Origin of the sequence: Streptococcus sp. 20925_1_44, assembly GCF_041432435.1 — a bacterium.
GTDB classification, from domain to species: Bacteria; Bacillota; Bacilli; order Lactobacillales; family Streptococcaceae; genus Streptococcus; species Streptococcus infantis.
In genome coordinates this window covers 61,506-76,819 of the sequence record NZ_JAPVZQ010000005.1, presented here as the reverse complement: position 1 = coordinate 76,819, position 15,314 = coordinate 61,506, and the positions used below count along the sequence as shown (strand labels likewise).

Annotated in this window: 14 protein-coding genes; 5 read left to right on the top strand and 9 right to left on the bottom strand. The window is 40.7% G+C overall.

Annotation, left to right across the window (positions count from 1 at the left end; genetic code table 11):
- Positions 1-40: 40 nt before the first annotated feature.
- A complete protein-coding gene (locus tag O3643_RS07190; RefSeq protein ID WP_254727262.1) occupies positions 41-871 on the bottom strand; it encodes a glycosyltransferase in 831 nt (276 codons plus the stop codon).
- A 218-nt stretch (positions 872-1,089) separates the two neighbouring features.
- On the opposite strand from O3643_RS07190, the gene O3643_RS07185 reads away from it, so the two are divergent.
- The 5 genes from O3643_RS07185 to O3643_RS07165 all read left to right on the top strand — a co-directional run bounded on the left by O3643_RS07185 (position 1,090) and on the right by O3643_RS07165 (position 5,268).
- A complete protein-coding gene (locus O3643_RS07185) occupies positions 1,090-2,256 on the top strand; it encodes a CynX/NimT family MFS transporter (protein WP_371500858.1) in 1,167 nt (388 codons plus the stop codon).
- Between the two features lie 139 nt (positions 2,257-2,395).
- Positions 2,396-2,722: a PadR family transcriptional regulator gene (locus tag O3643_RS07180; RefSeq protein ID WP_006149048.1), complete on the top strand. Its 327-nt coding sequence runs from the start codon at positions 2,396-2,398 to the stop codon at positions 2,720-2,722.
- Positions 2,709-3,302, top strand: coding sequence for a DUF1700 domain-containing protein (locus O3643_RS07175; RefSeq protein ID WP_371500855.1), 594 nt, complete (start codon positions 2,709-2,711; stop codon positions 3,300-3,302). Before O3643_RS07180 ends, O3643_RS07175 begins: the two co-directional genes overlap by 14 nt.
- Positions 3,295-4,242, top strand: a complete 948-nt coding sequence (locus O3643_RS07170; RefSeq protein WP_371500853.1) for a DUF4097 family beta strand repeat-containing protein — start codon at positions 3,295-3,297, stop codon at positions 4,240-4,242. The genes O3643_RS07175 and O3643_RS07170 overlap by 8 nt, the downstream gene beginning before the upstream one ends.
- A 30-nt stretch (positions 4,243-4,272) precedes the next feature.
- Entirely contained in the window at positions 4,273-5,268 is a 996-nt protein-coding gene (locus tag O3643_RS07165; protein ID WP_371500851.1) for a DUF6574 domain-containing protein, read from the top strand.
- Positions 5,269-5,373: 105 nt separating this feature from the next.
- On the opposite strand, the gene O3643_RS07160 is transcribed toward O3643_RS07165, so the two are convergent.
- The 8 genes from O3643_RS07160 to O3643_RS07125 form a co-directional block, all read right to left on the bottom strand.
- Positions 5,374-6,234 (bottom strand): DUF4299 family protein, encoded by an 861-nt coding sequence (locus O3643_RS07160; RefSeq protein WP_371500849.1) that lies wholly within the window; start codon positions 6,232-6,234, stop codon positions 5,374-5,376.
- A 123-nt stretch (positions 6,235-6,357) separates the two neighbouring features.
- Positions 6,358-7,344, bottom strand: a complete 987-nt coding sequence (locus O3643_RS07155; RefSeq protein WP_371500847.1) for a rhodanese-related sulfurtransferase — start codon at positions 7,342-7,344, stop codon at positions 6,358-6,360.
- 294 nt (positions 7,345-7,638) lie between these two features.
- Positions 7,639-9,123, bottom strand: coding sequence for an ABC transporter substrate-binding protein (locus tag O3643_RS07150; RefSeq protein ID WP_247913056.1), 1,485 nt, complete (start codon positions 9,121-9,123; stop codon positions 7,639-7,641).
- Between the two features lie 106 nt (positions 9,124-9,229).
- Positions 9,230-10,150, bottom strand: coding sequence for a carbohydrate ABC transporter permease (locus tag O3643_RS07145; RefSeq protein ID WP_025170531.1), 921 nt, complete (start codon positions 10,148-10,150; stop codon positions 9,230-9,232).
- A 13-nt stretch (positions 10,151-10,163) separates the two neighbouring features.
- A complete protein-coding gene (locus tag O3643_RS07140; RefSeq protein WP_049494437.1) occupies positions 10,164-11,093 on the bottom strand; it encodes a sugar ABC transporter permease in 930 nt (309 codons plus the stop codon).
- A gap of 212 nt (positions 11,094-11,305) precedes the next feature.
- A complete protein-coding gene (locus O3643_RS07135; RefSeq protein ID WP_371500844.1) occupies positions 11,306-12,421 on the bottom strand; it encodes a DUF4767 domain-containing protein in 1,116 nt (371 codons plus the stop codon).
- 112 nt (positions 12,422-12,533) lie between these two features.
- Positions 12,534-14,414 carry a beta-N-acetylhexosaminidase gene (locus O3643_RS07130; RefSeq protein ID WP_371500841.1) on the bottom strand — a complete coding sequence of 627 codons (1,881 nt, stop codon included), beginning with the start codon at positions 14,412-14,414 and terminating at the stop codon, positions 12,534-12,536.
- Positions 14,408-15,277, bottom strand: coding sequence for an ROK family protein (locus O3643_RS07125; protein ID WP_371500839.1), 870 nt, complete (start codon positions 15,275-15,277; stop codon positions 14,408-14,410). The genes O3643_RS07130 and O3643_RS07125 overlap by 7 nt, the downstream gene beginning before the upstream one ends.
- Between the last annotated feature and the right edge of the window lie 37 nt (positions 15,278-15,314).

Below are 15,314 nucleotides of genomic sequence, written 5' to 3'. Positions count from 1 at the left end.
CAGTGATAAGATATAGTTTTAAAATCCTATCAGCTAGACATTACTTGCTTTTTCTTAGAAGTTTCAAAAATATAAACTGTCGCACAAATCCTGGACATAGGGCAACGACAACTTGGATTAAAACACTTTTCAGATATTCGCCATAAGAAATCTGTCCGCGAGCGTGCATTCTCTTTCGTGCTTGGCGATAGAGTTTAAGATAGCGAAGACCTCCACGGCGTTCAAACATCCCTGCTCCCACGCGCACCTTACATAGAATTTGATCCACATTTCCAGTTCGAGCTCCTGCACTAATCATATTGAGCCAGAGAAGATCATCTTCCATATAAAGGCCATCCTCGTAGTTACCAGCTTTGAGAACCATTTCTTTTTTGAACATAACAGTCATATGATTAAAGGCACTTCTCATACGTTGGTAGGCAATGATATCCTCATGCTTAGTCGGTACACGACGGTAAGACACAATCTCGTCAGGTTGGTCGATAAACTCTGCGATATGACCACCTAGCAGGTCCAAGTTTTCTTTTTCCATCAATTCGAACTGTTGTTCGAAACGGTCTTCAACAGCAATATCATCTGTATCCATACGAGCAATGACGTCATATTGGCACTGTAAGACACCGTACTGAAGCGCTAAACCTAAGCCGCGATTTTGCTCAAGAGGGCAACGTTTGATTGGAATACTTGACTGTGCTTCCAATTTCTCCAAAACTTGATACAGTTCAGGTGTCAGCGGACCATCTTCGACGATGACCACTTCGCTAGGTTTGAGCGTTTGATGTATGATACTCTCTATCGCCTCTTCTAGAAAGACTGGATTTTCTTTAACATAGACTGACATCAGGACGCTAAATTTACGATTTTCAGACACAGTAGTTCTCCAATATATAGATTTTCTTTCACTATTTTATCACAAATTTCCAGACTTTCCTATTTTTATTTGAATCCCAGAAAAAAACTAGTAAATATATTGTCCTTATTTTCTATGATTTCTATCGGCTACGTAGCGAATCACGTCAGGTCAACTTGACATCTTTAGGAAAAAAAATTAAAATAAGCTGTTATCAAAATCAGCTTACTGAGGTTCACATGAAAAAACGAGCACTCTTTTTTATTCTAGGAATTATCTTAATTGGAGCGATCTTAAGAGCTCCTTTCACAGCTTTACCAACTATTTTGGGAGATATTGCCCAAGGTTTAGGCGTGGAAGTTAGTTCACTTGGTGTTTTGACCAGTCTCCCTCTCTTGATGTTTGCCCTCTTCTCCTCTTTTGCGACTCGTTTGGCTCAAAAAATTGGACTCGAGCACCTTTTCACCTATAGTCTTATCGTATTGACCATCGGTTCAGTGATTCGTATCTTTAATCTTCCTCTACTCTATCTAGGGACTTTACTCATCGGAGCAAGTATTGCAATCTTTAACGTGCTCCTTCCTAGCGCCATTCAGGCCAATCACCCACAAAAAATTGGCTTTCTGACAACCATCTATGTGACCTCTATGGGGATTACAACGGCTCTTGCTTCCTATCTCTCAGTCCCCATTACTCAGGCAACATCCTGGAAAGGCTTGATTCTCTGTTTATCCTTGGTCTGCTTACTAACTTTAGTTGTCTGGTTCCCCAATCATCGTCACAATCATTTTCTAAAAGGAAGTGAGAAAAAACAAAAAAAAGAGAATATCTTAAAAAACAAGGAAGTTTGGGCTATTATTGTATTCGGTGGACTTCAGTCCTTACTCTTCTATACCAGTATGACCTGGTTACCTACCATGGCAATCAGTGCTGGCTTATCTCACACAGATGCCGGTCTTTTAGCTTCGATCTTTTCTCTGACTAGTATCCCCTTCTCGATGACTATTCCAAGTTTAACGACTCGTTTGTCCAATCGTCACCGTCAAATCATGCTGACAGTCATCTCTATCGCCGGATTGCTTGGAATTGCCATGCTCTTATACCCGAGCAACAGCTTCCTCTACTGGTTAGTAGCGCATCTCTTGATTGGTACTGCCTGTAGCGCTCTTTTCCCTTATCTCATGGTTTGCTTCTCCATCAAAACTAGCTCGCCTGAAAAGACAGCCCAATTGTCTGGACTTGCCCAGACCGGAGGCTACATTTTGGCAGCTGTCGGTCCAACTCTCTTTGGTTACAGCTTTGACATGTTCCATTCCTGGATTCCAGCTGTACTGGCTCTTCTAGCTATTGATATCATCATGACAATCTCCCTCTTTATGGTAGATCGAGCAGATAAAATCCTCTAATCTTCTAGTTTTTGCTAGAAGATTTTTTTATATATAAAAATTTTACACATATTACTTGACAGGGCTTACATTTAGTTGTATGATGTATGTGTAGAATAATTATATATAAAATTTTTATATACTAAAAAGGAGGTGCCCCATGTATTTTCCGACATCAGCGGCTTTGATTGAATTTCTCATCTTGGCCATTCTAGAACAAGGGGATTCCTATGGTTATGAAATTAGTCAAACCATTAAACTCATTGCCAAAATCAAGGAATCTACCCTCTACCCCATCTTGAAAAAACTGGATACCAACCGCTATCTGACTACATACTCTCGCGAATACCAAGGTCGGATGCGGAAATACTACTCCTTAACAGAGATTGGGGAGGAGCAACTATTTGTACTCAGAGAAGAGTGGACACTCTACACTGACACTATCAATGGCATCATAGAAGGGAGCATTCGCCATGACAAGAACTGAATATTTGAATCAGCTTGAAGCCTATCTGATGAAGCTTCCTCAATCTGATCGCATCGAAGCCATGGACTACTTCAAAGAACTCTTTGATGATGCTGGTCCAGAAGGTGAGGAAGAACTCATAGCTAGTCTCGGTAGTCCAAAAGAGGCTGCCCATGACATCCTGACTACACTTCTTGATAAAAAAATCAACGAAGAAAATTCCAATAAGAACAACCGTCAGGTTTTACAAATCGCAATCCTCGCACTTCTGGCTGCACCTATTGGGATTCCAGTCGGGATTGGTCTTCTCATGGCTATCATCGGGATTTTTATCGCTGCGGTTAGTGTACTTTTAGCCTTCTTTGCTATATCAGCAGCTGGACTAATCCTAGGAGGCGTTCTCCTATTTGAAAGCTTCTACGTTCTGGCTGAATCGACATCTGCTTTTATGCTGATTTTTGGTGGAGGTTTGCTAGCTATTGGAGCTTCATCTTTAGTTCTGCTAGCAACGTCCTATGTGACTCGTTTCTTTGGAATACTAATCCTTCGACTTATTCAGTGGATTCTTAATAGAGGAAAGAGAGGTGAAAGTCATGCGTAAATTAACAAAAGGATTTCTTATCTTTGGTGTTGTTACTAGTATCATCGGTTTTGCCATGATGATCATCGGCATCCAAACAGATGGTGTCAGAAGCCTCCTTGCAATGTCTCAAAATCCAGTCTTTGAGAGCCGAATGGAAGAGCTCGTTTTTGACCAAGATATTGAAAATCTAAACATTTCACTAACAGAACATTCGCTCGTCATTACGGAGTCAAACGATGACAAGATTCACATCCAGTATCACCCAACCATCTCTGAAAAAGAAAATCTTCAACACTCTATCAAAGAGAAAAGTCTTGAAATAACTGATACCAAATCAACTACACGTCGCTCTATAGGCTCTAGTATCGAAGGTATCCTCTTTATCGCAAGCGGAATTTCTAGCCGCAATGATGAAGTTGTTCTCTCATTACCAAGAGGAAAAGACTTAAAAAATCTAACTGCCCAGGTAAACCATCGTATCCTTTCAATTGCCAATGCAAAACTCAGCAATGCCAAGATTCTGTCAAATGGCTATCTTCTTCGTATCACTGATAGCGAGATCAAAAATAGCCAACTGATCACAACTGGAATTGTCAATGTATTTGAAACCAGTCTAACAGATAGCCGCATCCAAGCAGACCATGAACATATCTCTGCTGAGGATATTCAAGTACATGGTAAGGTAGAGCTAGAGTCAAAAAAAGATATGGTCATCAAACTAGCTAAAAAAGAACTTGAGAGAATTAATGTAGAACTTTCTTCTGACCATGGTTCCATCTATCATCGTAGTCGGGAAGGATATAATCCAAACGAGGAAAACAAGGAAGATGAAGAGTTCTCTAATCCTTACAAATCAGAGAAAAAAGATACACAAGATTTACTTGTCGCAAAAGCTGGTCAAGACATCAATCTACCCAAAGATGATGTTCGCTCGCCTTCTTATAGACATCATGAATAAAAAGTTACTAATCAAAAAGGAGGTCCCATCATGACTCAAGAATGGTTCGAAAGTGCTGATTTCGAGAAAACAGCCAACAATGAGAAAAAAGAAAGTCCATCTGATCCAGTCATTCCCGAGGAAGAACTAAAAGAAAAAGAAGAGTTGCCAGTGGTTGAGGAAAACCCTCAAGCCAATCCTGAAGAACAAGAAGCTGACCTAGAGAAAGTAGAGAGTGACGAACACGAAGAAATCGTGGAAAATACAGAAAAGATAGACAAGTCAGAAGAACCAGAAGAACTGGCAACAAAGACAGACCAAGCAGAAAAACCAGTTAAGGAAGCACCTCAGCCTAGCAAATCTTTGGAAAGTCCATTTGTCCCAGATCCTGTCCCGACAAAAACTACAATCTTCAAAGAAGAATTGGCTGATTTTTGGGTCTGGTTACAAGGTGCTCTCAAAGAGCCAACAGCAAGCATTGGTTCAGATAAAAAACATAGTTATAACGCCTTTGCACTACTAACTATCTTTTCTGCTACAAGTTTTCTCTTTATAGTTTATCACGCCAAACAAGGCTACTATGGTCGTATGGCAAGCATCGATGCTCACTTCATGGAACAATTCCCGTCTCTCAATCTCTTCTCGGTCTTCTCCATCCTAGTAGCGACAAGTCTCTTCTTCTTTTCAATTCTCATGGGTGGATTTGTAGTCAAACGTTTTGTCGACCAGGACAGTGATTGGACATTAGAAAGAGCCTTTCAAGCACATAGCAGACTCTTGGCTATCCCAGTTCTCTTGACAGGTATTGCTAGTTTCTTCGCTCTTTTTAATGGTCTACGATTTGCAGCATTGCTTTGCTTGATTAGCATTGGTCTGACTCTCTTGGCCAATCTCTACTTCATCTCAAGACCTAGCAAGGATAGTCAAACCGATCCCTTCTATCGCCTTCTCTTAGCTTTCCTAGTCAACGGTGGTGTTCTATTTCTCTTTTTCCTAGCAGAAATGGCTCTTGTTTTTGACTATCTCCGAATCCTTGCTTTTATGTAAGATAAAATCCTGTCACTCTGACAGGATTTTTTTGTGTACACAAAAAGCAGATCAAACGATCTGCCTTTTCACATTATTTAAAACTAATATCTTTCATTTATGCCTCTAGTTACCTTTTACTAAGTTATCAAAATCTTCCCCTGAAACAGGGCCTACTTCTACTTGGTTAGCATCCAAGTCCTGATAAAGTTCTTTTGGCAAAGCTCCTAAAAAGGCTTGATAATCCAGTCTAGCTACTGCTTCATAGTCTTCTGGTTTTGAACCATCTCCAGAGATTTTTACCAAATCAATCTCCCAAACAAGTTCCTTGCCTACCAATTGCTCAACGTAAGGAGCAGGAATCACCGGTTCTTTTGGCAAAATGGTTTTTACTCCCTGAGCTAGGTGATAGACCCCATGAACCTTACCCTCTCCATCTGGATAGAATTTAGCACTGGATGGATAGGCATCTGACCCTTGAACCCTCTTAACTAGCTCTTCAAAACGTGCCAAGCCATCTTCTTCCAAGAAACTTTCCAAATCCTTCTTATCAAAGTAGACAGGTGATAGAATACCCTGGCAGAAACCTAAACGAGCAGCCTTATCCGCTAGATAGCTCTTAACCGTTTCTTGGAAATAGTTTTCCAAATCAAAGTCTGCCAAGCCTTCAACTGCTTCACCAACCTTGCTAGACAAAGCTCGCAAGAGCTCTTCTACTATCTCCCAGTCAGCTCTTGTAATCAAGTCAGGAATAATTACTTGATAGCCGTTTTGAGAGTCAAGGTAGCGAACTTTAAAGAGAAACTGAGATTTTCCCACAACAGCACACTCGATATACTCAAGGCGATTGAGAGGTTGACGGAGGTAAATAGCATCATAACTATGCGACTCTAGGCCTTCTACTAAGCCTAAAATTGATTTAGCTGTAAGAATCTCCTGTTGTCCTAAAATACTTTGTTTATTTGGAATAAAAAATGTCTTCACCATAATGGTCTCCTTTGAAATCGTTTACATATAGTATACACCATTTTCCTGAAAGATGCAGAAACAAATTTAAGATTTTTTAGTCAAAAGCATAGAAAAACAGCCCTTTAGGACTGTTAATATTTATTATACAACTTCAGAATGGTCTAGGCTCTCACCAATTGCTGCTAGACGCTCGATGACTTGATCTTGTGTCAATTCATGTTCTAAAACATAGCGATTACGTGGGTGAACACGACACTCGTGTGAGCAACCACGAAGATATTTGTCTTCGTTCTCTTCTGATGCCAAGATGCGGCGGTTACAGAATGGATTTCCGCAGTTGACATAACGTTCACATGGTGTTCCATCAAACCAGTCTTTCCCTACGATAGTTGGATTGACATGGTTGACATCGACTGCGATACGTTCGTCAAAGACATACATTTTCCCATCCCAAAGTTCCCCTTGAACTTCTGGATCTTTCCCGTAAGTCGCAATTCCTCCATGCAATTGACCGACATCTTTATAGCCTTCACGTACCATCCAACCTGAGAATTTCTCACAGCGGACTCCACCTGTACAGTAAACTACGACACGTTTATCCATGAATTTTTCCTTGTTATCACGAACCCATTGTGGTAATTCACGGAAGTTGCGGATGTCAGGACGGATAGCCCCACGGAAGTGTCCAAGGTCGTACTCATAGTCATTACGAGTATCAAGGACCACTGTATCTTCATCTAGGAGGGCTTCTTTAAATTCTTTTGGTGACAAGTAAGCACCTGTTGTTTCAAGAGGATCGATGTCGTTATCAAAGTTATCATCCTCTAAACCAAGGTGAACGATTTCCTTTTTGTAGCGAACAAACATCTTCTTGAACGCTTGCTCACTTTCTTCGTCAATCTTGAACCAGAGGTCTTCCATACCTGGAAGGCTGTGAACGTAGTCCATGTATTTTTGCGTTGTTTCGTAGTCACCAGAAACGGTTCCGTTGATCCCTTCGTCAGCCACTAGAATACGGCCCTTGAGGCCAATAGACTTACAGAAAGCCAAGTGGTCTGCAGCAAATTGTTCTGCGTTTTCGATGGGAACATATTTATAGTAAAGTAAAACTCGAATATCTTTTGACATGTGCTTCTCTTTTCTAAGATTAAATTATCAGAAATTTTCATTCAACTATACCAGTATACTCCCCCAAGAAAGCGAATGCAATTTATTTGACCGAAAAATGAAAAACAAGACCCATTTTCAGATCTTGTTTTAATTAAATATTCGATGTAGAAAAGTTAACAAAAAGATATCCATGGCCTGTCTTGACTAAAATACCTATCATGATACCAAAAAAGAATCACCACCCCGTCTGGAAAACTCCAGACAAGGCAGTGATCGCATCTTTTAGGAATGAATACACGAAATCAATCTATCTTAAGATTTTTTGTTTTTCAAGAATTCGTCGTATTGTTTTTGCATTTCATCCAATACTTTTTGGTAAGCACCTTCAGATTTAAGTTTTTCCATCAATTCTGGAATAGCTTTTTCTGGGTCTACAGTACCAGTGTTGATAGCTGTATCGAATTGTTGCATAGTGTTAGTGATAGCTGAGATTTCAGATTTCACGTTGTCAGTGTTGAAGATGAATCCAAGCGCTGGAGATTCTTTTGCAGTTTCCAAGTCTTTCTTAGATTGTGCAATTTGTTCATCTGTAACGTTTTCGTTGATGTAAAGGATCCAGTTGTTACCAGTGTTCCATCCTGACATGTGAGTGTTTCCTTTGTATCCATCAAGGACTTTAACACGGTTTTCTTTACCTGCTACTTTTTCCCAGTTCTTGCCTTCTGGTCCATAAACAAGTCCGTTCAAGAGTTCTGGGTTAGTGTTCAAGAGGTTCAACACTTCCATTGCTTTTTCTTTGTTCTTAGAGTTGTTTGAGATTACAAAGTTTGCAACTTGAGTTGTTTGGTTTTTCTTGATGAAGTTAGTAAATGGTTTGATTTGGATGTCTCTGTTAGCAACACGAGAAAGCAAGCTGCTACCGTAGTCAGCTGGTCCTACTGTTTCTTCACGAACAAGCCAAGTATCTTGAGTAAGGTCATATGAAGTTTCACTTGTTGCTACGTCTTTTGGAATGTATCCTGCTTCATAGTATTTGTGAAGAGTCTTCAAGTGTTCTACGAAACGAGGAACTTCGTAACGGTTTACGATCTTAGTAGTATCACCTTCAAGGTCGATAACGAATGGAAGACCATTTGCAACTGGGTAGTCAAAGTTTTCTGATGGGATAAAGTTTTTACCAACAGCGAATGGCATTACGTCTGGAGCTTTTTCTTTGATTTGTTTCAATACTGGTTCAAGTGTTTCGTATGAAGTTACACCTGAGATATCGATTCCATATTTTTCAAGAAGTGGGCCGTTGAAAGCAAAGTTTTGTGAAGATGCAACGTTAGCTGCAACTGGAACAGAATAAATCTTACCGTTTACAGTGTTACCTTTGATGTAAGCTGGGTCAAGCGCTTTGTAAAGCTCAGCTCCTTCTTTCTTGTACAATTCTGTCAAGTCAGCATAAGCACCTTTTTGAGCGTTTACAACGTAGTTATCTGCAAATGCGATATCATAGTTTTCACCTGATGAAGTGATAACTGACATTTTCTTACCGTAGTCACCCCATCCAAGGTATTGGATGTCTAATTTAGCACCAACTTTTTCTCCGATGATTTTGTTTGCATTTTCTAGCAATTCATCCAAGTTATCTGGTTTGTCACCGATTTGGTACATTTTGATAACAGTTTTGTCACCTGAAGCTGAGTCAGCAGCTTTTTGGTTGTTACCTTTAAGGTTTCCACAAGCAGCGAGGCTAGCAGCTAAAGCTACAAGGCTAGCAGATGCAAAAGCATATTTTTTCCAGTTTTTCATGATAAAAACTCCTTTTTTTATTTTTAAATTTAAAACAATTTTAGTGATCTACTTTTCAACAAAGAAAAGTTAGATAGGGTAGAGAAAGCTTGTTTCTCAGTGTCTCTTATTCTTTAACACCACCGATAGTTAAACCTTTTACAAAGTAGCGTTGGAAGAATGGATAGAGAATCGCAATCGGAACAGTCGCAACTACGACCATGGCCATACGACCTGTTTCTTTTGGTAGGGCAACTGCAAGTTGTCCTGACATCCCAACTGACTTAGCAATGTAATCCATGTTGTTTTGAATTTGCATGAGCAAATATTGCAATGGATACAAGTTGTCACTCTTGATGTAAAGAAGAGCATTGAACCAGTCGTTCCAGAATCCAAGTGCTGTCAAAAGTGTGATAGTCGCAATCCCTGGAAGAGAGAGTGGTAAACAGATTTGGAAGAAGATCCGCGCCTCGCTAGCACCATCGATACGAGCTGATTCGAGGATTGCTTCTGGAATGGTTTTCTTGAAGAAAGACCGCATCAACATGATGTTGAATGGTGATAGAAGCATTGGAACAATCAAGGCCCAAATGGTATCACCAAGGTGAAGCAATTGTGTCACCACGATATAGCCTGGTACCAAACCAGCGTTGAACAACATACTAAGAAGAGCGAAGATTGTAAAGAATTTACGATACTTAAATGTTGAACGTGAGATGGCATAGGCGTAAGTTGTAGTGATGAAGACGTTTGTCAATGTACCGACAACTGTCACAAAGGCTGAGATAAAGAGCGCTTGTAAAATTTTGTCTTTAAACTGAGCCAAGAATTGGAATCCATCTACACCAAACTTGGAAGGGAAGAAACTATATCCATATTGAACAATACTTTTTTCGTCTGTAACTGAAATAATGATTACGAAGATGAAAGGCAAGATACAAGAGAAGGCTAGCAAACCAGATATGATACTAAAGAAGATATCTGCCTTTTTGCTGAAGGAGTGTATGCCAACATTATCAATTTTTTCTTTTTGAATTTTTTTTGCCATATGCTCCTCCTTTCTAGAATAGTGCTGAGTTAGGATCAACACGTCTTGCAAGTAAGTTTGATAGGATAACGAGAATCAAACCGACGACTGACTGGTAGAGACCGGCTGCTGAAGCCATACCGATATCTGCTGTCTGAGTCAATCCGTTAAAGACATAGACGTCCAATACGTTTGTTACACTATAGAGCTGACCTGCGTTGTGAGGGATTTGGTAGAAGAGACCGAAGTCTGCACGGAAGATGTTTCCGACTGCAAGGATGGTCAATACTGTCACAAGTGGTGTCAACTGAGGGATGGTTACGTTACGGATACGTTGCCATTTGCTAGCACCGTCCACTGTCGCTGCTTCGTAGTAAGTTGGGTCAATACCCATGATAGTTGCGTAGTACATCACACTACTGTATCCAAAACCTTTCCAGATACCTAGGAAAAGGAGAAGGTAAGGCCAGATACTGACATCAGCGTAGAAGTTAATACCCTTCATTCCAAGGGCTTCTAAGGTGTGGTTGATAAGCCCTTTATCGATGTTTAGGAAAGCATCTGTAAAGAAACTGATGATAACCCAAGATAGGAAGTAAGGGAACAACATAGATGTTTGGTAGATTTTAACCATTTGCTTAGAGCGAAGTTCACTAAGGATAATGGCGATACCAACTGATACAATTAAACCGATAAAGATAAATCCAAGGTTGTAAAGGACAGTGTTTCGAGTGATGACAAAGGCATCCTTAGAACTAAACAAGAATTTAAAGTTATCTAGTCCGACCCATCTACTATTTATAATACTGTGGACGAATCCTTCACCAGTCATATGGTAGTCTTTGAAGGCAACCACATTCCCAAAAACTGGAATGTAGAAGAATAAAATCAACCAAATTGTTCCTGGTAAAACCATTAAGAGAAAAATCCAATTATCTCTTAAAGTTTTTGAAAACTTCTTCATAATTTCCTCCCCTTTTATTTTTCTAAAACTTCATAATCTCACATTTTTAGTCTTGATAACGTTTACAAAAATAGTATACTCTTATTTTTAGGACAGTTTAAACTACAAATTATAGAAAAAACTCCACAAATTATTTTATGTGGAGAACTTTTTTATATAAGAATAGGTTTCACGGGAAACACTCTGCCTGCAAGTGGTGTTCCCCATCTCTACTAATTGAAAACTCCTTCCAATATCGGTTGGTGAAAATCAACAAAATGAACTTGGGCATTTATAATGGTACCTGCTTCGTTTTTCTCAATCTCCGGTTGCCCCTCAGTATGTAAAATAGTAGGGCGACCATCCTTGTATCCAAAGAGAATCACCTCTGTCCCTGCTTCATTCACATAGCAGGCCAAGATTTCAAACCGTTTTTCACCAACACCAGCAATATGGTCGAACCATTTAAAAGTATATTTAACTCCATCGACTTGCCCAAATTGCATCATCTGATCCGGGACTGCGAGCCCATAATAACGACCATATGTTGCTAGGCTAGTCGACTTAAATCTTTCACCTTTACTATCTGAATAGGATTCCATGGCTATTTTTATCTTGTCTGTTAGAGCACTATAGTCTGTATCTGACTCATTCTCTGTAACTACGCTTGTTTTTAATAGAAATTCCTTAAAACCTTGCGCTAAATCTGTGTTTTCAGTCTCTTCAAAATTCGCAGTACTGATGGTTTCTAGCGTCTTATCGGCATGCAAGACCTTTGCTTGCCCATCTTTCAGTGTAAATAAGTAGAAATGTTTGTCTTGCTTGTCATAGTAGGCATCCAAAACCAAATAATCATAGGCATTGTCACTGGACACCCCGAAAATATTCCATCGGACTCTTTTCTGAGAGACAGTTGTTGTTTCTAATTGTTTGATGAATTCATTTTTTTCGTCAAAGTTTCTATGCTCCAGTCTATGATAGGACTGCCCCATAGAAGAAGCCCAGCTTATAAACTCTTCCTGCCACTTTTCGGTATTGTATTGGATTAGCTTCTGAAAATCCGAGTAGTTCTTCATAATCAAAGCTTGGTCAGTCGGATTAGATAACTGGAGTTCTTCCATAGCTACAAGGGTGGCAGACATGGGGGATTGAACAGTTGTATCCTTGACTTCTTTTTCGTGTGCAAGAGCCTTTTGATAGGAATCCGCTAGGTAGTGAAAATAGTTGGTTACTTCCTTGGTTTGTTGCTCCCTTGATGTTGACTGACTAGTTACGCTATCTTTTGTCGCCTTGTGGCAAGCAGATAAAACTAGCACACTCGCACCTAGGACTAGTAGTAGCTTTTTCATGATCGCACCTCCAAACTATCCTTATACCTTCATTATACTCCTTCCCTATCTCCAAATCAAAAAACATCTCCATGTATTTAAAAGGAGATGTTTAACTATTTGTGATAAATTTCTAGGTCGTATAAATAGTCGATGCTGTCGCAATAGTATGCCATTGGTTGGCTGTCGTTGCTGCGAAGTCCTTATCTGCGTAGAAGTCAGTAAATGGAAGAATTTCGACTTCTAATTCTTCGATGCGGTCAATTTGACCAGCCAAATAAGCCTCGATACGGCTTTCTGCTCGCTTGATCCGCTGCAAGAGCCCACCCATACGGATATCTACTGTATCCAAACCAAAGACCTTGTTTTCTTTCAACCATTGGTGGCTAAAGAGCTTGTGGAAGGTTTCAACCTGGCTTCTTAATTTTGGTAATTCTTCCCTAGCAATTTGTTGCAAGCTTTCTTTATCATCTGCATGATAGGCTTGACGAATGCGTCGTCCCACATCCACCTTGCTACTTAAAATAGCATTCAACTGGGCCTGAGTCTCAAAGAGATAAGCATAGATGCCAGCTTTTTCTTTAATAGCAGCAAGAGTCTCAGCTGCTTGGGCAAAGTGTGGTTTGTCCTGTTCAGGTGTCATGTGCTTGTCAAGAATTGGGCAGAGAACATCCTGATAAAAGGTATAGCGGTTAGGGTTGATACCATGTATATTACCTGGCAGGTCTGGTAAGAGGTTGGCAAGGTCAAGCTGCATAAAGTCCTCAACGGATAGACCTGTATTGGTTTTGAAATGTGCAGACAAACGGTCTAGATCATTGCGGTAGCAGAGTTCTGCCCAAATTTGCAAGCTCGGTAAGATAGAGAATTGGGCTGTTTCACCACCATTGTCTCCCCAACCAGTCACAATGACTTCCTTGATCTGATTGGCACGGCAGGCTTTATTGGCTTCAATAGCTACTAAGCGGCTAAATTGGTTGTGTGGTGTGAAACCAATCCACTTCCAAGCACCACCTGCAAAGGCAATATCCTGGCTAATCTTGTGGTGGTTACCGAAGTTACGGTTGTATTTTTCTTCGCTATCCTGATAATAATCCCAGTAAACCAAGGTCACACGGTCTTTAAGGCGGTCAAGAAAAACTCGTGTTTCCTCTGGAATTTCCACATCACGGTCGTACTGGCCATCTGCTGACATGAGTTTGAAGAACATATCGCTCCACATCTGGCAGTGGAAACCATACTTGTCTGCAATATCCAGCACGCGCTCCAAGTGTTGGCACATGAGGAGACTACGATCCACAACACCATTGAGAATCAAATAGCGACCCAAACCAACCAAGTGGGCTTCGTCCATGCCGATATTAACCTTGCGTGTCTGCAGTTTAGACAAAGTAGCAAACATGCCGTCGATTAGGTCGTAAACTTTTTCTTCGCCGATGAGGAGAATGTCCTCTACATCACGAAGTTGCTGGACTTCTTTGACACCCCATTTGACAAAGGCTGATAAGTGGGCCAAGGTCTGGATACAAGGAACAAAAGTCATGTCAAACTGCTGGGCATAGGCTTCGATTTCCTGTAATTCTTCAGCTGAATAAGCCCCACGGAAATAGCCAAAGTAAGGTTGTCCCTCAATCTGATAGGTGTCTTCCATGTAGAGCTCAAAGGTTGAATAACCCATCAGAGCTAAGACTTCAATCATCTGCTTGGCAGATGCAACATTTAGAACCGCATTACGGGAACAATCCGCCATGTAGGCTAAATCTTCATAAGCCGCTTGCTCCTCAATCTCCACCTTATCACCTTCTTCTAAAGCTGTTGCGAGAACAGACAAGGCGCGATAGAGTTGGTGAGGTTTGCGATAAGTCAATTGATATTCTCCGCCCTCACCCTTGATAGAGATAGAAGCTTGGTCAGACTGAGCGACAGCCACTTCTACATCTGGTAGAGAAATGTGCTTTTGAAGTAAGTCTATAGCTTGCTGTTGTTTACTGCTAATTCCGGTAAAATTTACCATTGGTTTTCCTCCTGTAACCAGTTGACAAGGGCACCGTAGAGATTGGCATCTGCCTGATAGGTGCAAGCTTGGATCACTGGCGCAATTGTATACTCTTCATATCTTTCCACAAAGACGTCTACCGCTTTTTGCACCCCTTTGATAAAATCTGGGTTCTGACTGATAGAGCCACCTAGGCTAATGACATCTGGGTCGATTAGATACTGGATATTGAGCAAGCCTTGAGCAAGATTACGATTCATCCGCTCAATGGCTTCTTGGCAAAGGGCATTGCCTGCTGCAGCCTCTTTATAAACCTTACGGCCATCCCAGTCTGACTGACCTGATTTTTCAATCACATAACGAACCATGTTTCCTGTAGAAGCTAGTTGTGACCAGTTGTTGAGTTTTTCTGCTGGTTCGATAGTTGTCATGTAACCAAACTCTCCACCCAAGCCATGACGACCACGGTGAATTTTCCCATTGATAATCATGGCTCCACCGATCCCTGTACCAATAACGACACAGGCTGCATTTTCAATCTCAGGATGAGCTAGCAGTTCACTAAGTCCAACACAGTTGGCATCATTTTCTAGATGGACAGGGAGTTGGTGATGAGCAAGGGTCTGGTACCATGAAAAACCATGGATATAAGTAATGGCACTAATCCCCTCAATCACACCTGTTTCTTGATTGACCGCTCCTGGAACACTCATAGCAATCCCACGATAGTCCTGTTCTGACAAGCGTTGGTCCAACCAAGCCAATAAATCTTCTAGAGTTTCTGGAGTTGGGGTGCTGGTCTTATCTAAAATCTTTCCATCAGGAGTTAGACTAGCAAACTTAATGCCAGTCCCTCCGATATCAATCGTTGCAATGGTCATTGCTTTCACCTGCAAAAGGAGCGAATCAGCAGTTGGT

Bases quoted from the DNA above. Each gene is read 5' to 3' on its own strand.
- O3643_RS07185 (WP_371500858.1), top strand. From the start codon at position 1,090: ATGAAAAAACGAGCACTCTTTTTTATTCTAGGAATTATCTTAATTGGA.
- O3643_RS07180 (WP_006149048.1), top strand. From the start codon at position 2,396: ATGTATTTTCCGACATCAGCGGCTTTGATTGAATTTCTCATCTTGGCC.
- O3643_RS07175 (WP_371500855.1), top strand. From the start codon at position 2,709: ATGACAAGAACTGAATATTTGAATCAGCTTGAAGCCTATCTGATGAAG.
- O3643_RS07170 (WP_371500853.1), top strand. From the start codon at position 3,295: ATGCGTAAATTAACAAAAGGATTTCTTATCTTTGGTGTTGTTACTAGT.
- O3643_RS07165 (WP_371500851.1), top strand. From the start codon at position 4,273: ATGACTCAAGAATGGTTCGAAAGTGCTGATTTCGAGAAAACAGCCAAC.
- O3643_RS07160 (WP_371500849.1), bottom strand. From the start codon at position 6,234: ATGGTGAAGACATTTTTTATTCCAAATAAACAAAGTATTTTAGGACAA.
- O3643_RS07155 (WP_371500847.1), bottom strand. From the start codon at position 7,344: ATGTCAAAAGATATTCGAGTTTTACTTTACTATAAATATGTTCCCATC.
- O3643_RS07150 (WP_247913056.1), bottom strand. From the start codon at position 9,123: ATGAAAAACTGGAAAAAATATGCTTTTGCATCTGCTAGCCTTGTAGCT.
- O3643_RS07145 (WP_025170531.1), bottom strand. From the start codon at position 10,150: ATGGCAAAAAAAATTCAAAAAGAAAAAATTGATAATGTTGGCATACAC.
- O3643_RS07140 (WP_049494437.1), bottom strand. From the start codon at position 11,093: ATGAAGAAGTTTTCAAAAACTTTAAGAGATAATTGGATTTTTCTCTTA.
- O3643_RS07135 (WP_371500844.1), bottom strand. From the start codon at position 12,421: ATGAAAAAGCTACTACTAGTCCTAGGTGCGAGTGTGCTAGTTTTATCT.
- O3643_RS07130 (WP_371500841.1), bottom strand. From the start codon at position 14,414: ATGGTAAATTTTACCGGAATTAGCAGTAAACAACAGCAAGCTATAGAC.
- O3643_RS07125 (WP_371500839.1), bottom strand. From the start codon at position 15,277: ATGACCATTGCAACGATTGATATCGGAGGGACTGGCATTAAGTTTGCT.